The organism is Pseudoalteromonas sp. HL-AS1 (assembly GCF_031198785.1).
GTDB classification, from domain to species: domain Bacteria; phylum Pseudomonadota; class Gammaproteobacteria; order Enterobacterales; family Alteromonadaceae; genus Pseudoalteromonas; species Pseudoalteromonas distincta.
The window spans coordinates 1,775,149-1,793,546 of the sequence record NZ_CP133569.1 but is presented as its reverse complement, the minus strand read 5'-3'; the positions used below and the strand labels follow the sequence as shown (position 1 = coordinate 1,793,546).

The window sequence follows — 18,398 nt, the reverse complement described above, 5'->3', positions numbered from 1 at the left end:
TTCTCCTATTTTACTGCGCCGAAACTTAATCCACGCACTAATTGTTTTTGACTAAACCAACCAAGTATTAAAATTGGCACAATGGCCATAGCAGATGCTGCCGATAACTTACCGTAAAATAACCCCTCAGGGCTTGAGTAACTGGCAATAAATGCCGTTAAAGGTGCAGCATTTGCAGCGGTTAAAATAAGTGTCCAAAAAGCTTCGTTCCATGACAAAATTACATTTAACAATAGCGTTGAGGCTATACCCGGTAAGGCTATTGGTAATAAAACATGAAATATTTCTTCTCCAATTGTTGCGCCATCCATACGTGAAGCTTCAAGTATTTCGTTTGGTATTTCTCTAAAGTAGGTGTACAACATCCATACCATTATTGGTAAGTTAATGAGTGTCATTACAATTACTAAACCTAATTTTGTATCGAGTAATGCGAAGTCTCGAAACAATAAATAAATCGGAATAAGTACCCCTACTGGCGGTAACATTTTGGTGGAAAGCATCCACATTAATAAATGCTTTGTTTTTTTAGTTTGTACAAAAGCCATAGACCAAGCAGCAGGCACAGCAATTAATAAACCCAGCAAACTTGAACCTAGCGGTATAACTACAGAGTTCCAAAAATGGTTAAAGTATGGCGAACGTGACAGTACATCGCTGTAGTTTTCGAGTGTCCAATCGAATGCATATAAGCTTGGACTTGCTGAAATTGCTTCAGCTTCCGTTTTAAAGCTGGTGATTAACGTCCATAAAATTGGAAGAAAATCATGCCACTTATTGTCCATGCAGCTATGGTATAAATTAGTTTGGAACGACGGCTATCTTTTATAGTCATAATTAACCCTCCAAGTTTTTGCCAATTAAGCGCATTAAAAATATAGCGACAATATTTGCAATTATTACTGCAACTATGCCCCCTGCCGAACCGCCACCTACATCAAATTGAAGTAGTGATTGCGTGTAAATTAAGTACATTATATTGGTCGACGAATAACCAGGACCACCGCTGGTTGTAACTAATATTTCGGCAAAGATTGACAATAAAAATATAGTTTCGATTAAAATAACAGCGGTTACCGCACGCGATAAGTGCGGCAAAACGATGTAAAAAAACTTACTATGTGGCCCAGCTCCGTCTAAATCAGCCGCTTATAATTGTTCACGGTCTAATGACTTTATTGCTGTTAGCAGTATTAATGCTGCAAATGGTAACCACTGCCAAGACACAATTATGATGATTGAAAATAACGGCATTTGAGCAAAAAAGTCGATAGGTTCAAAGCCAAGTCAAATCGCGAAATGTGCAAATAAGCCATTAACTGGGTTCATTAGCATGTTTTTCCATACCAATGCCGACACAGTTGGCATTACAAAAAATGGGGCTAGTACCATAATGCGAACGTAATTTCGTCCCCATATTGCTTGGTCTAGTAAAATAGCTAAGCCAATACCACCACAAATAGTGATAAGTAAAACCCCAGTTACTAGGTAAAGCGTGTTAAAAAATGATTCAAAAAAGCCGGATCAGTTAGAAAAAACTCATAGTTTAAAAAGCCTACAAACTCTTTATCCCCTGGAACGAGTAAGTTGTAATCAATAAATGAAAAATACAGTGTCATACACAGCGGAACTATCATCCAAGCAAGTAATAAAATTACACTAGGAAGAAGCATAAACCGAGCAAGCGTGCGCGAGTTAGTTGTTGCCATAAAGGTGACCTTAAAAAAGCCAATTCTATTTACTTGTTAACTATCAAGTGAAAATCAGAAACCCTTGATAGCGTTTATAACTAACAAGTAAATAGAATTGACATAAAATATTGGGTAAGTTTGAGTACTTACCCGCCCATTACATGCTATTTTGGATAGCGAGCTTTACGCATTGTTCGCTCAACAAGGTGCTGAGACGTACTAAGCGCTTGCTTAACGGTCATTTGGCCAGTTAATGCTGCTGAAAATTGTTGCCCAACAGCTGTACCAATTCCTTGAAACTCAGGAATAGCAACAAACTGAATACCTACATAAGGCACCGGTTTAACGGTCGGATTTTTAGGATCTGCAGATTGAATAGAATCTAAAGTAATTTGCGCAAACGGTGCTGCGTCCATGTACTTTTGATTACTGTAAAGTGATTTACGTGTACCTGGCGGTACTTTTGCCCAACCTTTTTTATCGGCTACAAGTTGTGTGTATTCTTTAGATGTTGCCCAGCTAATAAATTTCATTGCGGCATCTGGTTTTTTGCTGCTTGCCGGTACGGCTAAAGTCCAAGACCATAACCAGTTACCGCGTTTACCTAGACCGTTATCTGGCGCAAGTGCAAACCCTACTTTATCGGCAACTTCTGAATCTTTTTTGTTAGTAACAAATGCGCCTGCAACGGTTGCATCAATCCAAATACCACATTTTCCGGTTTGAAAAAGTGCAAGGTTTTCATTAAAACCGTTTGCAGATGAACCAGCAGGACCAGATTCTTTCATCACATCGACATAATACTGAAGGGTATTTTCCCACTCTGGGGTATTAAACTGAGGTTTCCAATTTTCATCAAACCAACGCGCACCAAACGAATTTGCCATGGATGTAATAAGCGCAACGTTTTCGCCCCAACCTGCTTTACCACGTAGACAAAGGCCATAAACACCTTCTTTTTTATCTGTCATCGCTTTAGCAGCTTTGCGTATAAAGTCCCATGTTGGGGCTTTAGGCATTGTCAGCCCTGCTTTTTCCATTAAGTCAGTGCGGTACATAACCATTGAGCTTTCGCCATAAAATGGCGCAGCATAAAGCTTGTCGTTAATCGTTAAACCGCTTCGAATTGCCGGAATTAAATCGTCTAAATCGTAGTTTTCACCTAAATTATCCAGCTCTTTTAGCCAATTTTGCTTGCCCCAAATTGGTACTTCATAAGTACCTATGGTCATAACATCGTATTGGCCGCCCTTTGTTGCAACATCGGTTGTGACACGTTGGCGAAGAATGTTTTCCTCTAGAGTGACCCATTTTAGATCTATATCAGGGTTTTGGCTGGTAAAGTCACTGCTTAATTCTTTCATGGTGATCATGTCACCGTTGTTAACAGTCGCTATTGTGATTGTTTCTTTTGCCGCAGCGCCCATGCTTATAAAGCCACACGCGAGCATAATTAATTTATTTTTCATCGGGTATTCCCCATACACGTTATGTTTTAACAAGTGCTATTAAATTTTAATCTATTGCCAATTCTATTTATGGCAGTTTTAAAACCTAAAACTGCCCGCAAAGTGCCTTTTTAGGTTCTTTGTACAAATAGTTAGACTAGTCGGTTAACGACTTAAAATTTAACAGAGATCTCAGAAGTGAAGCCGTCAAATCCTTTACCGATTTGGCCGCCCGAATTAACACCTTCTTCTTGGTTAACATACTCAACTTTTAAAAGCGTTTTATCGTTAAACCAGTAACCTGCAGCTACTTGCATACGCTCTACTGTGTTGTCTGTTTGTTCAATTAAGTCGGAAGTGTTTTCGGCTTCTGCATAACGAGCCGCTACATATAGTTTTTTAGGGATTAATTATTGTTGTGCTTCAAACACGAAGTACTCAACCGATGAGTCACCTTCTATTACACTGTTTGAATCAAAAGTAGTGCCGTTTTCATCAGCTATGCCGTTTGTACCAAAGTAGGTAATACCGGCAACTGCATTACCAGCTGCATCTGCGAACGTATAATCATCAGATGATTTACCAATCATAAAAATTAAGCTAGTTTCGTCAGAAGGTTGATAAGCTAAATTTAACTGGATAATTGATTGCTCAAGGCCAGGCATGGCGCCAACATGTGTGTCACGCTCGTTTGAAGGTGACGCTGAGAAATTGTAGTTTTCACCATCGCCGAAGCGATAGTTTGTTGTAGTTACACCATCAAGGCTGGCTACACCATTTTCAAAACGTGACTGGTCGCCTTGATTCGCTTTTAATAAATTTAAGCCTGCTTTAAAACCACCTTCAAATTCTAGAGTACCTTGAAGTCGGTAATTGTAACCTCTGTCTTCTTGAAACGCTTCACCGAAACTAGAAGTCGTAATGTGACCTGTAACATTATAAGCACGTACGACACCACTATCGAATGTTTCGCTATAGCTTAACTGTGCGCCGTTTTCTGCGGTTGCGTAATCGGTAATACCATTACCAATAAGTGCATTACTTTGGTTATCTGCGCCGTCTTGAAAACCTTTAAATTGAAAAGGTGAGCCACCAATGTTACCTAAACGCAGTGTTAAATTAGCGTTTTCTTTTGGTGTGCCATAAAGACCTAGTAAATCAAACTCAACACCTGCGAAATCGTTGTGAAATGAAAAGTCACGATCTTCGCCACCAAAGTCATTAGGCTCTTCTGCAATATCTATATCGGCAGTGATAAACTCGTTAATATGAAATTTAAGCATTAGATTAGCTCTAATACGGCCAAAACCTGATTCTTGTTCTTCATCTTCTGGACGAAATGCGCCGTCTTTAGCTTGTATTGACTGAAAGTTTTGCATTAGTAAAAAGTCTACGTCAACGCGATCTAAATATTCAGAAATATCAGCCTGTGCTGATGTAGCCATAGCTGCCGCTATGAGAGAAATTGCAAATTTAGTCTTTTTATTATTCAACATAATAAGCTCTTTATTTAGTGTGGTGTGTGATGCCAACTTTATTAAATTACATATGCATTTAATGAAATTGGTATTAATTCAGTGTGTATAGATGAGGCTATCTGAGCAAAACATTGAATAGTTAATGAAGTTGCATTTGCGAGCATAAGCCCATCTAATGAGCACAATCGCAGAATGAATTTGGAAGGTCAACGATTTTTTATTACAAACCGTTTACAAAAAATCGAATTTATATGTAAATATTTTTGAATCAATAAGTTAAGTAGCAAATTTTTTACATCAAATTTTGAGGAAATAAAGTGTAGGATTAAGGGATTTATCGTAGATACGTCATTATTGTTCAATACTATTAATAAAAATATAAGTTAGTAGAAGACATAAAAGCAGGTAATCCTTTAAAAATAGGCTGTTGGGCAACCTATAAACAGTTTATTTATTGGTGTTTTTTAAGTAACGTTCTTGAGCTTATGATGGGGTTAGCTTAGTATTAAAGCACTTAGATGTATTCAAAATAGAAGTAACCTACATATGGAATTTGTTCGCCCGCTAGAGCCCATCCTCATTATTGATGACGTTAAGGAAATTCGTGATTATCTAAACCAAATTTTAACTGACTTAGGGTTTGAAGATATATTAGAAAGCGCTGATTTTAGCTCTGCTAAACCTATTATGGACAATAAACCGCCAGGCGTAATATTTGTAGATGTCGATTTACCTGACTCTAACGGTGAAGAGATATTGGAATACATTAATAGTGCTTACCCACACACTCATGTTGTTATGTGTTCGGGCCACAATAGTCTCGAAAACGTACAAAACACGTGGGAAATGGGTGCTAAAGGCTTTATTGCAAAACCCTTTAACACAAAAAAAGTCGACACTGTAATGAAGCGTCTTGAAATAATAGAATAATAATAAGGTTAGCATGCATAGTACTGTTACTGCGATTATAGAAGATCTTTCGACTGTTATATTTGGTAAACAACAGCAAATAAAACTTGCACTTACATGCTTATTTAGCGAAGGGCATTTACTCATTGAAGATTTGCCTGGTATGGGAAAAACCACTCTCTCTCATGCATTGTCAGCTGTGTTAGGTTTATCGTATCAGCGTATACAATTTACCAGTGATCTTCTCCCTGCTGATATTTTGGGTACTAACGTGTTTAATTCTACTGAGCACAGTTTTACGTTTCATAAAGGCCCTATTTTTAGCCAAGTTGTTTTAGCTGATGAAATAAACCGCGCAGGGCCTAAAACACAAAGTGCGTTGCTTGAAGCAATGGAAGAGCAACAAGTAACAGTTGATGGAAAAAAATATACGCTGCCAAATCCATTTTTTGTGATAGCAACACAAAACCCGCTTTATCAATCAGGTACCTACCCGTTACCTGAGTCGCAATTAGACCGATTTTTAATGCGCATTAGCTTAGGTTTTCCTCCTAAAGAAGCCGAAAAACGCTTAATTTTGAATATGCAAAAACGAGATTACAGTCAGTTACCTAAGCGTATTGACCAACAAGAGTTAGCGGCAATTCAAACCCAGATAAGCCAAATTACTTTAAGTAGCCCGGTTATTGACTACATTATAGAGCTTGTTAATTACACACGCACAAGCAATGCGTTTGCATCATCGCTATCACCTCGTGCTAGTATGGCTTTGGCTAAAGCAGCTAGGTCGTGGGCCTTTATTGATGGTCGTGATTTTGTAATGCCAGAAGATGTTCAAGCCGTATTTGCAAGTGTGTGTCAGCATCGATTAGGTTTGCATAACGAGTCAGGTGAAGCGCAAGTAAACGATATTTTAAAAAACGTATTAGTTCCGGTATAAACTTTTATGCCAAAAAAAACAGCTAAGCGCCCTTCTTTATTTAAGTCATTTAAGCAAAGTGTATTTAATAAGTTATTAAAAAATAAACATTTAAAAAACTCAATTACACTTGAACACAGAACAATTTATGTATTGCCATCATCCCTTGGTTGGTACTTTATAGTTGTAGCTATTTTAAACTTTGTGATGGGCATTAATTATCAAAATAATTTAATTTTAATAATGTCTTATCTTATGTTTGTGGTAATGATTATTGCTGTATTAATGGGCTACAGTAACGCTAAAGGCTTAACAGTTAAATTTAAAGATGCATTTAACAGCTACGCTCCTCAAAAACCGAGTATTATATTTGAATTACAAAGCCCTTCTGTTACCCAATCTATTAATTTAACATATCAAGGTAGTGAGCAAACTCACAAACATACCGGCCAAGTTGATAGTAAACCTCAGTTACTTACACTCAACTTACCCTACAGCTCACGCGGTAAGTACTCAGTGCAACGTATTAAAATAGCGAGTAACTATCCCTTTGGTTTGATAACTGTTTGGAGCTACATTCAATTACAACAAGATGTATTTGTATACCCGTCGCTTGAACAGGTTCACTGTGATGCGCATGTTTCTATGCTTGAAGAGCAAGCCGATAAAGGTATTTCTACACAATCTGGTAGCGAAGAGTTTGAGTCTCTTATCCCACACGTACCAGAAATGGGCTTGCAAAGAGTGTCGTGGAAGCATTACGCAAAAACACAGCAGTTGTTAGTTAAAGAGTTTGTAGACTTTAAAACAGCGAATGCGCTCTTCGATTTTACGTTAATGAATGGAGATACAGAACAACGGTTAAGCCAGTTATGCTTTTTAGTGTGTGAAGCAACCGAGAAAAACACCCCTTTTATGTTAAAGCTACCGAATAAAACAATAAATACAAATACCGGACAGCAACATAAGCAGCAATGCTTAGAATTCTTATGCTCATTTAATGGTGATGTGTAATGGACATACTTAAAAACGAAAAAGTAATAAATTATTCGCTTTCTTTTATATATGCATGTTTGATTGTATTTTTTGTATCACATTTACCGCTTGTTTTTGTTGGTGTACTTTCACTTATTTGTGCATGGAACTTTTACATAACGCTGAGTAATAAACCAAAGCCAAATGCTTGGCTGGCAAATATACTCGCAGGTGTGTCACTCGGTTTAATGCTCTACACAGTAGGCATGTCGGATACGGTTATTTTATTTGTGGCCATGCTGCTACTTGCTAGTTTATTTAAACTGCTACAGGCTAAAACCAAAAAACACTATCATGTAATTACAACGCTTACGTTTTTTTCACTCTCATCGGTGTATTTATTTAACCAAAGCATTTTAACAACTTTAACTGTAAGTGGTTTATACATATTAAACTTTGCAGTACTTGGCTTACTCGAGTCCAAACATAATTTAAAAATAGCCTCTAAACAAAGCGGTAAACTGCTACTTTTAGCGCTTCCTTTAGCTATATTTTTACTGCTTTTTTTGCCAAAAATGCCCGCCTTTTGGCAGCTTCCTGGGCCTAAGCTTGCTAAAACAGGGCTTTCTGAACAAGTCGATCCATTCGATATTGCAAAGCTTTCAAACTCAGATGAACTTGTGTTTAGAGCTAAATTTAACGAAGAAAAACCTGTAGCGCCTTATTATTGGCGAGCAATAGTCCATGATGAGTTTAATGGTAATGCGTGGCTTACGTCTGACTTTTTAAAATATAATAATGTAAAAACAAATACGCAGAGCGAAAATGATGAGCAACTTATTGCAAGCTACTCAGTTATTACAGAGCCTGCGACACAAAAATGGCTCTATGGTTTAGCGTATTCCAGTAGTAACTCACCAAATGTTGAAGGTAATTCACTAGGTTTATTGCGTAAAAAAAGTCTCCAAGCTAAAAACTTACAATACGATGTAAATAGCTTTAACTTCACAGCTTTACCGCTTGGCGAATTTGAAGAAAAACGCTACAAATACCTCGCTTATAAAAAGAATATAAAAACATCATTACTTGCTAAAAACTTAAAGCAAAATACACACTCTGATCGCGATTTTTATAACCGCTTATTACAATACTTTGCAGGTACGGGATTTACTTACACATTAACACCCACTCCTATGAGCGGCGATAACACCATAGATCAATTTATATTTGATAATCAACGTGGCTTTTGTGGCCACTATGCCAGTGCCGCTGCGTACATTTTTAGAACCGCAGGTATACCCGCTCGACTAGTAAGTGGCTATTTAGGTGGCGAATTAAATCAAGATAATAACACGCTCACTGTTCGCCAATACGACGCACACGCATGGGTAGAAGTATATTTACAAAACGAAGGTTGGGTTATTTTTGATGCAACCGCTGTTGTAGCTCCGGAGCGTTTAAATGGCTCGCTTTCGCAAAACGAAGAGCTGAATGACGAATTTAAAAGTAACCTTGATTTTGGTTTAGTGAGTTTAAGTAATTTCCCCGCTATTAATTGGTTAAGGTTGGAACTTGAAAACCTCGATTATCAATGGTCTAGCTGGGTACTTGGTTTTGACGAAGAAAAACAAAATGATTTTTTAAAATCAATTTTTGGTAGTAAAAATATTTGGCTTGTACCATTAATGGTTTTACTAACAGCTGGTTTTTGTTTTATAGGTTATTTTATTTATTTAAACTTGCCAAAACGCCCGTCTAAATTAGCGCCTATAGTTAAAGAGTTTTATGAAGTAAAAGCATGGGCTAAAAAACAAAAAATAAATACACCCGATAATTTAACACCGAGTCAGCAGTTAGACTTTTTTGCTGATCAACTTCCTCGTTCTGCACAATCTATAAACACTTTTAGGCAGTTATTTAACCAAGTACGCTATGGTAAAAAACCTTTTACGAAAGAGCGTAAAACTCAGGCTAAAGATCTGATAAAATTAATTAAAATTTCCAAATAGAGAATACTATGAATGCTGTTGTTATAGGCGTTATTTTAATGCTCGGGCTATCTCTGGCTCGCGTTAACGTCATTGTTGCCATGATCATAAGCGCGTTAGTTGCAGGTCTTACTGCTGGCTTGGGCATAAAAGAAAGTGTTGATGCGTTTAATTCTGGCCTTTCAGCTGGAGCTGAAATTGCACTAAGTTATGCTATGCTCGGTGCGTTTGCCGTTGCTATTTCTAAGTCGGGTTTAACACGCATTCTCGCTGATAAGCTACTTGCTAAAGTAAATGCAAAAGGCTGCGGTAATGAAACATTTTTAAGTTACTTCATTTTATTAATTATTTTGGGTTGTGCAATTTCTTCACAAAACTTAGTCCCTGTACACATAGCGTTTATTCCTATTTTAATCCCGCCGTTACTCGTTGTTTTTAATCAGCTAAGATTAGACAGGCGTGCTATAGCGTGTATTTTAACATTTGGATTAGCAACGTCTTACATGGTGCTTCCTTATGGCTTTGGGGGGATTTACTTATATTCTATTTTGCACAAAAACCTAGTTGATAACGGCCTAGATATTGTAAATACCCAAGTACCCGTGGCGATGATAATTCCTGCATTAGGTATGTTTATTGGATTACTTATTGCGGTATTTATTACCTACAAAAAACGCCGCGAATACACAGAGCTCCCATTAACAACTGTGAGTAAATCGGCTGAGGTAGAAAATCCTAAAAAAGTAATGATTGTAGGACTTTTTGCAGTACTTGCCTCACTTGTTGCACAAAACCTAAGTGGCTCAATGATTTTAGGTGGCTTAGTAGGTGTAATGATATTTAGTGTTTTTGGTGTAGTTAAGTGGGAAGAAAACGGCGACGTATTTAGTAAAGGCGTTGCGATGATGGCCATGATTGGCTTTATTATGATATCGGCACAAGGTTTTGCATCGGTTATGCAAGCCACTGGCGATGTAGCAAGCTTAGTACACAGCGCAGCCGCCCTTTTTGATGGTAATAAACCTTTGGCCGCTGGTGTTATTTTGTTAGTCGGGTTATTAATTACAATGGGAATTGGCAGTTCGTTTTCAACAGTGCCTATTATTGCAACTTTGTTTGTTCCTTTATGTTTAGACCTTGGCTTTTCTGTTATGGCTACCGCTGCGCTTGTTGGTACTGCGGGCGCTCTAGGTGATGCAGGCTCCCCTGCTTCAGACTCAACGCTTGGCCCAACATCGGGTTTAAATGCCGATGGCCAGCACGACCACATTAGAGATTCTGTTATTCCAACGTTTATTCACTTTAACATTCCGCTGCTGATATTTGGCTGGATTGCAGCAATGGTACTTTAATCACATTTATGTAAGTTTAATAAATGTAATTAAAAGCTAAATATAACCAAAAAGGTATGTTAAAAGCATACCTTTTTAGTATCCAAACCCAACAACTCTCACCCCTATCAATCCCCCTTGTATGATTACTTTTTAGTTAATACTAACTCTGTTGTTGAGGTTATATTTAATGAACACCTAGTATGATGTGTTCCTTTAAAGGATTTATATAAGCACCAATTAAGGTGCTTATATAAATTTACTTTAGCGCATATTCAAAGCTTTAAGTTAATCAAAACCATAAATCATTTTGTCGCATACTACCGGAGTCGGTCTGTGGTTATCATCGACTGCAACAAACGTAAAGCTACCACTAATGGCAGAGTGCTTATCATCTCTGTGCATAGTTTCTAATAATATATCTACGTCAACTTTTAAGCTGGTGTTACCTACATGGACTACTTTAGCAATTAACTCTGCAAAAGTACCTGCTGGTATCGCTTCTTTAAAATCAACTCTATCGGAAGATATGGTAACCAAAGGTTTACGACAAAAACGCGTAGCAGCTATAAATGCCACTTCATCCATCCACGCCAATGCATCACCACCAAATAAAGTATTGTGATGATTAGTACGCCCTGGAAACACAGTTTTAGTTACCGATGTGGTTGAGTCTTCAATACGCTGAGCAATTATTGCATCGCGATTTACGTCAGTCATAATCTCTACTTTTTGTTTGCTAATGTATCTTGCATTAGTAATGCAGGATCAAGGCGTTCGCCTTTCCAGTTAAAACGCCAATCTAGGTGAGGACCCGTTACACGCCCTGTTGCACCAATTTCAGCCACTTTGTTACCTTGCTCAATTTTATCACCCACTTTTACATCAAGCTTACTTAAGTGAATGTAAGTTGAGGTAATACCATGGCCATGATCAATAATTAATGTACCGCCAGAGTAGTATAAATCAGGTTCAGCAAATACCACGGTACCACTAATAGGCGCGTAAACAGGTGAGCCTGTTTTATTCGCAATATCTAAGCCAAAGTGCGGACGACGAGGCTCGCCATTAAAATAGCGCTGACTACCATAAACACCCGATATGCGCCCTTCTGCAGGCTTTAAAACAGGATCTAAAAAGTACAATAAATCAGACTCTACTTCTCTGGCTTTTCGTACCGCAACTGCTTCGCGGCTTATACGCGCACTAACTTCTTTTGGCGGAGAGACATATTTTTTAGCTACGCCGGTAATTTTATCAATTTTATATTCGCGCTTAGTGATAGCTATTGGCTGAGAATGCGATTTACCATTGTTATCTACCCATTTTAAAGTATGAGTAGTATCAGCGTCACGACCAAAGCCAAATACAAAATCACCATTTGCTGAAATTTTTAAGTCTTTGCCATCCAAGCTTACTGATTTAACATTTTCTAACTTTCCAGTAACTAAACCGCCCTGAGTTAAATGCCCTTTTAACTCAAGCGCCATAGCACTAAAACTAGCAGAGGCAACAAGCGCTGTTGCTAAAAGTGTTTTAAACATAACTAATCGATCCTTTTCCAACACCTTCATAAGCGGTTACTTTCACTGCTTTTTCTGGATATTGGGCTTTAATTTGGCCAGCTACATGTTCAGCAATACATTCTACAGTGGTATCTACTGGTAAAATATCGCAACGAGACTCGCTAATAGCCATTTCAAAATAGCCTTGTGCCGATGTATAAGCAAAACATACATCACCCGCTTTGGCTGTTATGTGTTTTAAATCAGCTGCGTTAATTTGATCTTCACTGGTGGCTAAGTAAATATCTTCCCACTTTTGAGACCATTCTTTTTGCAAGCGCGGCATAGAGATGCCATCTAGGCTAATACCAATTTGAGAACGATGCCCATGAATAATACGCTGGCAATTACCGTCATGCTTTTTAAGGCCATGGCTGTAATGATAGTAAAAACTTTGGCTGTGCTCTGGCTTAAGAGACAGCTCAATTTTTTCAATGTTATCTGGTAGCTTCGGTAAAATAGTCGCAATTAAAAATTCAGTAACCGATTCAACCGTTACTTCGTCTGCGTTAATCATGCAATAAGCTTGATGAGGAGCACTCATAGCTAAGTGGTTGTTTTCACCAAATGTACAGTCGAGTGTTTTATGCTCGTCAAATTCAGATACAGTGCCATTAAGGCCCGTAGGAATTGCTAAACGGTGATCAATACACTCATCTATAATGCCTTTAATTTGCTTTTTAACTAAACCAAAGTCTAAAACCATAGACTCTTCGTTAAGTTTACCGTGCAAAGTTAAATCAACAATCCAGCTCTCGCCAACGGCGCCGCGTTTGTTACATAAGTAAGAAAAATCAATCACAGTTAGTGAGTTAACAAAAAGGATCATAAACTTCCTTTAGACTGGTTATAAGACAGCGTTAATTATAATGATTTCTGATTGTAATTGCGCGGTTTTATAGTGCAAAAACCAATCGCGTTGATTGATTGATGATTTAATATGCAATATTTTGATTTTTTAACTGCTCCGAGTTGTTTAGCGTACAAGTGTACGCTAAAGTACTTGGCAATTTCTAAGCGAAGATAAGTGTTATGGAACCTAAAAATAGCTATACAAAAGAAGAGTTGATCCTGTGTGGTCAAGGTGAAATGTTTGGTGAAGGCAACTGCCGTTTACCAAGTGACAACATGTTAATGATGGACCGCATTACCTCTATTACTGCTGATGGCGGAATTCATGGTAAAGGCGAAATTGTTGCTGAGCTTGATATTGACCCTAGCCTGTGGTTTTTCGATTGCCATTTTAAAGGCGACCCAGTAATGCCAGGTTGTTTAGGATTAGATGCTATGTGGCAACTAGTTGGCTTTTACTTAGGTTGGTCTGGTGGCCCTGGTCTTGGTCGTGCCCTAGGTGTGGGTGAAGTTAAATTTACTGGCCAAATTTTACCAACTAATAAAAAAGTAACTTACCGTCTTGTAATGAAACGCGTAATTAAACGTAAATTGTTTATGGGCGTTGCCGATGGCACTGTAGAAGTAGATGGCCGAGTAATCTACGAAGCAAAAGATTTAAAAGTGGGCTTGTTCCAAGACACTAGTGCATTTTAATTTTTAAATGCGTACAAAAAGGCCTCCAACGTGGAGGCCTTTTTGCTTAAATTCGATTATTGATTTTAGGTTTTGTACATGTTGCGGTTTTCAATCGCTTCACGCCAACCTCCTAACCACTCTGATTTGGGATCTACTTGTTGATAAGGGCATAGCTCTTTTGAGCGACCTGCTAAACCTGCTTTAAAACCTTGAGAATGAGCTCTTTCTAAACGATCTCTTTTCTGTCTCTTCATCGGTAATATCCTCACCTTTTTATTTGTATATTGTGTAGCATTAGTGAAATCTACATTTAATGAATAGTTAATAAAAATGTAAAATTCAAATCGTAAAAGCAATTAAATTGTTTGACTTTAACTAAGCTGCTGATGCAAAAATGAATTAACATTTAAAAAAGTAAGTGGTCATACAACATTTAATTTGACCGGTTTTATGCTAAATAAAATGCGACTCAATAATCGCTAAAAAGCACTTATGTGCTTTATTTGTGACCGACTAATATTGACTAAGTTCCAAACAAAAATGTAATCGTGACACTTTTATTTCAGTTATTTTTATTCACCCGATTTGCATTCTTTTTGAACAATTAAATATTATACTTGATTATTTAAAGTCGACCGGTCTAATATGTGTGCATGAACAAAAATACATCAACACCAATACGCCGTGGTCGCCCACCTAAAATAGCCAGAGAGAACGCCGATACCAAAGCGTTACTTATTCGCACGGGCCTAGAAACCTTAACTGAATTTGGCTTTAGCGCCACGGGGCTCGATACTATTTTAAAAAAAGCGGCTGTACCTAAAGGCTCCTTTTATCATTACTTTAAAAGTAAAGAAGCCTACGGCATTGCCCTCGTTGATGCATACGACAGTTACTTTATTGCAAAGCTTACCCATTACCTACAGCAAGAAGATATTCCCCCACTTGAGCGAATCGTTAATTTTACCCAAAGCGCAATTAAAGGAATGAAAAAATACGATTACAAACGTGGCTGTTTAGTCGGTAACTTAAATCAAGAGCTTAACCATTTAAGTGGTGAGTTTAAAGCCAGATTAATGCAAAGCTACACCGCTTGGCAAAACCATGTAGAGGTTTGCTTAAACCAAGCTAAGCAACAAGGCACTATTGCAAGCCATGTAAATACAAAATTGATGAGTGAGTACTTTTGGATTGGCTGGGAAGGTGCGGTTATGCGCGCCAAGCTCACAAAATCAAATACCCCACTTACTTTATATACAGAAATGTTTTTACGCGCATTACTAACCTAATGCGTTTTTATTTACCAATTAAAAGACGATCGGTCTAAAAGGATATCCTATGAATAACGCAATTAAAGCCATTGTTATTAATAAAGAAGATAATAACTACAGCGCCTCATTATCGACTATCGAAAGCAGTGATTTACCAAACGAAAACGTCTTTATCGACGTGCTATACAGCACACTTAACTATAAAGATGGTTTAGCAATTACTGGTAAAGGCCCCGTTGTACGCAGTTTTCCAATGGTGCCAGGTATCGATTTAGTGGGTACGGTTACAAATTCCACCAGCGATGAATTTAAAAACGGCGATAACGTAATATTAAATGGCTTTGGTGTAGGCGAAAAACATTGGGGCGGGCTTGCTCAAAAAGCGGCACTTAATAGCGATTGGCTAATCCCCTTGCCTGCAGGTATTTCTCCAAAACAAGCGATGCAAATAGGTACAGCCGGTTATACCGCTATGCTAAGTGTTATAGCACTTGAAAAACAAGGAATAACTCCTGAATCTGGCGAAATACTGGTAACAGGTGCCAATGGTGGCGTAGGCAGCTTTGCTATTTATTTATTAAACCAGCTTGGCTACAACGTAACAGCAGCTACTGTTCGATTAGATCAAAGTGAATATTTAAAAGAGTTAGGTGCTAAACAGGTAATTGACAGAAACGAGCTTTCAAATCCTGGTAAGCCTTTGCAAAAAGAGCGCTTTGCAGCGGCAATAGATTCAGTAGGTAGCCATACACTTGCCAATATTTGTGCATCATTAAAATATGGTGGTGTAGTAACCGCCTGCGGACTTGCCCAAGGCATGGATTTACCTGCCTCAGTTGCCCCATTTATATTACGTGGAGTGTCACTAATAGGCATTGATAGCGTAATGCGCCCTAAAGCCGACAGAATTGAAGCGTGGGATCGTTTAGCAAAATTAGTTAGCGCTGATTACTTAAATAAAATTTCGACAGAAATATCACTAGAACACGCCATTGATAACGCAGAGCTACTTATGCAAGGCAAAATTCGCGGTCGTGTTGTAGTTAATTGTCAAAGTTAAGCTATTTACTCTGTTAAAGCCTCGTTATTAAATTTATAATGCAATTTGTATTTTAATAACGAGGCAACACCTATGAGCAACCAAGAACTTTTCAGTAATAATCCACTGCAAGGCGTTAAATTAGAACAAGTGGTTGAAGAGCTGGTTGAACAATACGGGTGGGAGCTCCTACACGCTTATTTACAACTTAACTGCTTTAAAAACAATCCTGATATAAAGTCAGCGGTTAAATTTTTACGTAAAACACAATGGGCACAAGAAAAAGTAGATAACTTTTACCTTTATCGTCTTAAAAACTTACCTAGACCTGATGATGTGCAATACGAATTACCGCCACGTGATCGCGTTATCCCAGCTGATCATAAACCTGGTGAGCCATGTGAGTTAAGTTTTAGTGATGCAAAACGTATTATGGAAAAAAAAGCATCAAAGCAACGTGCTCGCGATCGTAAACAACGCTCTAATTCTAGTAACCCTTGGGGTAACTAAACACGCTAATTTAATTTTGTAGAGCTATTTTAAATGGCTCTACAAGTCTCTTTTATTAATTTCTATTACATCCACACCATATAGCTAACAAATAGAAATCAATACCCTCGGTTTTTCCAAAAATCTGTTTCAGTACGCTCTACCTCTAATGCCACCTTAAAAGTTTTATCAGCAATAATTTTTCCATTTAGCTCAATCGTCATACGCCAATCACCCAACTTATTCTCTATTGGTAACCAAAGCGTGTCGCCTAAATAAAAGTTCCAATCACTGTTTTTAACGTATACGTCGCCTTCAAAGGGGTCCATTACATCACCGTCACTGTCTGGAATATCTGGATGGTATATACAATAGTGAAGCTTTTCGCCTTTACCCTTTTTAATATTTACGATTAAGCCAAACTCAACATCTACCTCAGCTATTACATTTGTTGTAAATTGCTCTATTTGTGGCAATGCTTTACTTTCGCTGTCCCACTTAGAGTAAATACCGTGACTTTGTAACGTCACTACAGGTTTTGTTTTAGCCATTAAGGTAACCTTTTATATTAGCTATTTTTGCATTAGTTTAACTTTTTGAATTTTTAAAATAAAACACAATTCAATAAAGTTAAATCTCAACTTAGCTTTAATACTTTGTCTATTTACATCATTGCTAATTTGTCATCATTGTTTACACACTATTTGCACAATTGCTGATTATTGTTTGAGTAACTTAATTGATCAGGTAAGCAGCAATGAAACTACACGCACTTAATAATAAAAACTCAAATAGGGTAAATGCTATAAAGCTAGGCACCTTGGCTCTAGTTGTTTTATCGTTAGTTGCTTGTGGAGGTGAAGAAGGCATAGTTGATACCTCAACAACTACAGATTCATCATCAACCACCTCAGATAACGGTACAGGTACGAGTAGCTCAACCCAAGGCGTGTTTTGTGAATATAGCTACAGTGAATATAACGAGTCAGAGTCAGTACAGGCCACCAGCGCTGCAGATTGGTCATGCACAGGAACTACACGCGACTTAGTAGCTAATGGGATACCTGATCACGAAGTAGGTACATTCCCTAATGCCGATAACCCAAATACTATTTCTGAACAATCAGTAAATGAAAGCTACACACTTGAGCCTGTAGAAACAACACAAGTAACCATGCTTGGTGGCCCTCGCGGAATGATAGGCGCTGTACTTAACGGCATTAAAATAGACGCCGGCACAGGCGGAAGTTGCGATGATTCAGGCACCGATTGCGATTTAGGCGACAACAGCGGTAATTGGAACATAGAAGCCTTAAGCCAAGACACGTTTAGTTTTGGAACAGACGACAACAATGCACACGTACAACCCGATGGCACATATCATTATCATGGTATGCCTGAAGGCTTTGTAACACTGCGAGGTGGCAATAGCTCCACTATGACTCTAATAGGCTGGGCAGCAGACGGCTTTCCTATTTATGCACGTTACGGCTATTCAGACTCAAATGATACAACTTCAGCGCTAACCGTAATGACCGGTAGCTACCAACACATAACATCTGTAAGCGCAAACCGCCCTTCTACCGATATATACCCACTAGGTACATTTGCACAAGATTGGGAATACGTAGCAGGCTCTGGTGATTTAGATGAATGTAATGGCCGCGTTGGCGTAACACCTGAGTTTCCTGATGGGATATACCACTACTACTCAACAGACACTTACCCGTTTTTTCAACGCTGCGTTAAAGGCGAAGTTTAATTA

General features: G+C 38.1%; 16 protein-coding genes and 3 pseudogenes. 10 read left to right on the top strand and 9 right to left on the bottom strand.

Annotated elements, in window-relative coordinates:
* Positions 1 to 5: 5 nt before the first annotated feature.
* The 4 genes and pseudogenes from RB214_RS08385 to RB214_RS08370 form a co-directional block, all read right to left on the bottom strand.
* Positions 6 to 835, bottom strand: a pseudogene (locus RB214_RS08385) (carbohydrate ABC transporter permease).
* A 2-nt stretch (positions 836 to 837) separates the two neighbouring features.
* Positions 838 to 1,709 (bottom strand): annotated as a pseudogene (locus RB214_RS08380) (carbohydrate ABC transporter permease).
* Positions 1,710 to 1,855: 146 nt separating this feature from the next.
* On the bottom strand, positions 1,856 to 3,160 hold the full coding sequence (locus tag RB214_RS08375; protein WP_007377152.1) for a sugar ABC transporter substrate-binding protein: 1,305 nt from the start codon (positions 3,158 to 3,160) through the stop codon (positions 1,856 to 1,858).
* Positions 3,161 to 3,312: 152 nt separating this feature from the next.
* Positions 3,313 to 4,635 (bottom strand): annotated as a pseudogene (locus tag RB214_RS08370) (hypothetical protein).
* 528 nt (positions 4,636 to 5,163) lie between these two features.
* On the opposite strand from RB214_RS08370, the gene RB214_RS08365 reads away from it, so the two are divergent.
* From RB214_RS08365 to RB214_RS08345, 5 genes are read left to right on the top strand one after another with little or no spacing between them, the layout of a single operon-like run.
* Positions 5,164 to 5,547, top strand: coding sequence for a response regulator (locus RB214_RS08365; protein ID WP_096793086.1), 384 nt, complete (start codon positions 5,164 to 5,166; stop codon positions 5,545 to 5,547).
* 13 nt (positions 5,548 to 5,560) lie between these two features.
* Positions 5,561 to 6,466: a MoxR family ATPase gene (locus RB214_RS08360; RefSeq protein ID WP_309168859.1), complete on the top strand. Its 906-nt coding sequence runs from the start codon at positions 5,561 to 5,563 to the stop codon at positions 6,464 to 6,466.
* A gap of 6 nt (positions 6,467 to 6,472) precedes the next feature.
* A complete protein-coding gene (locus tag RB214_RS08355; protein WP_309168857.1) occupies positions 6,473 to 7,459 on the top strand; it encodes a DUF58 domain-containing protein in 987 nt (328 codons plus the stop codon).
* Positions 7,459 to 9,429 carry a DUF3488 and transglutaminase-like domain-containing protein gene (locus RB214_RS08350; RefSeq protein ID WP_309168855.1) on the top strand — a complete coding sequence of 657 codons (1,971 nt, stop codon included), beginning with the start codon at positions 7,459 to 7,461 and terminating at the stop codon, positions 9,427 to 9,429. The genes RB214_RS08355 and RB214_RS08350 overlap by 1 nt, the downstream gene beginning before the upstream one ends.
* A gap of 8 nt (positions 9,430 to 9,437) precedes the next feature.
* On the top strand, positions 9,438 to 10,760 hold the full coding sequence (locus tag RB214_RS08345; RefSeq protein ID WP_182194527.1) for a Na+/H+ antiporter family protein: 1,323 nt from the start codon (positions 9,438 to 9,440) through the stop codon (positions 10,758 to 10,760).
* A 267-nt stretch (positions 10,761 to 11,027) separates the two neighbouring features.
* Here the strand turns inward: RB214_RS08345 and RB214_RS08340 are convergent, their stop codons facing one another.
* From RB214_RS08340 to RB214_RS08330, 3 genes are read right to left on the bottom strand one after another with little or no spacing between them, the layout of a single operon-like run.
* Entirely contained in the window at positions 11,028 to 11,459 is a 432-nt protein-coding gene (locus tag RB214_RS08340) for an acyl-CoA thioesterase (RefSeq protein WP_007582749.1), read from the bottom strand.
* Between the two features lie 5 nt (positions 11,460 to 11,464).
* Positions 11,465 to 12,283, bottom strand: a complete 819-nt coding sequence (locus tag RB214_RS08335) for a M23 family metallopeptidase (RefSeq protein WP_182194524.1) — start codon at positions 12,281 to 12,283, stop codon at positions 11,465 to 11,467.
* Complete coding sequence (locus tag RB214_RS08330; protein ID WP_024595367.1) at positions 12,276 to 13,133, bottom strand: 6-carboxytetrahydropterin synthase; 858 nt, start codon at positions 13,131 to 13,133, stop codon at positions 12,276 to 12,278. Before RB214_RS08330 ends, RB214_RS08335 begins: the two co-directional genes overlap by 8 nt.
* 203 nt (positions 13,134 to 13,336) lie before the next feature.
* On the opposite strand from RB214_RS08330, the gene fabA reads away from it, so the two are divergent.
* A complete protein-coding gene (gene fabA / locus RB214_RS08325) occupies positions 13,337 to 13,852 on the top strand; it encodes a bifunctional 3-hydroxydecanoyl-ACP dehydratase/trans-2-decenoyl-ACP isomerase (RefSeq protein WP_002960896.1) in 516 nt (171 codons plus the stop codon).
* A 65-nt stretch (positions 13,853 to 13,917) separates the two neighbouring features.
* Here fabA and rmf read toward each other — a convergent pair whose 3' ends face one another.
* On the bottom strand, positions 13,918 to 14,088 hold the full coding sequence (gene rmf / locus RB214_RS08320; protein WP_002960897.1) for a ribosome modulation factor: 171 nt from the start codon (positions 14,086 to 14,088) through the stop codon (positions 13,918 to 13,920).
* A 399-nt stretch (positions 14,089 to 14,487) separates the two neighbouring features.
* On the opposite strand from rmf, the gene RB214_RS08315 reads away from it, so the two are divergent.
* The 3 genes from RB214_RS08315 (at position 14,488) to RB214_RS08305 (ending at position 16,654) form a co-directional block, all read left to right on the top strand.
* A complete protein-coding gene (locus RB214_RS08315; protein ID WP_290192058.1) occupies positions 14,488 to 15,123 on the top strand; it encodes a TetR/AcrR family transcriptional regulator in 636 nt (211 codons plus the stop codon).
* A 49-nt stretch (positions 15,124 to 15,172) separates the two neighbouring features.
* Positions 15,173 to 16,165: an MDR family oxidoreductase gene (locus RB214_RS08310; RefSeq protein WP_290192057.1), complete on the top strand. Its 993-nt coding sequence runs from the start codon at positions 15,173 to 15,175 to the stop codon at positions 16,163 to 16,165.
* Between the two features lie 72 nt (positions 16,166 to 16,237).
* Positions 16,238 to 16,654, top strand: a complete 417-nt coding sequence (locus RB214_RS08305; RefSeq protein WP_002960902.1) for a VF530 family DNA-binding protein — start codon at positions 16,238 to 16,240, stop codon at positions 16,652 to 16,654.
* Positions 16,655 to 16,752: 98 nt separating this feature from the next.
* Here the strand turns inward: RB214_RS08305 and RB214_RS08300 are convergent, their stop codons facing one another.
* A complete protein-coding gene (locus tag RB214_RS08300) occupies positions 16,753 to 17,184 on the bottom strand; it encodes a DUF3859 domain-containing protein (protein ID WP_138489047.1) in 432 nt (143 codons plus the stop codon).
* Positions 17,185 to 17,390: 206 nt separating this feature from the next.
* Here RB214_RS08300 and RB214_RS08295 point away from each other — a divergent pair, with 206 nt between their 5' ends.
* On the top strand, positions 17,391 to 18,395 hold the full coding sequence (locus RB214_RS08295; protein WP_309168847.1) for a YHYH protein: 1,005 nt from the start codon (positions 17,391 to 17,393) through the stop codon (positions 18,393 to 18,395).
* Positions 18,396 to 18,398: the final 3 nt, after the last annotated feature.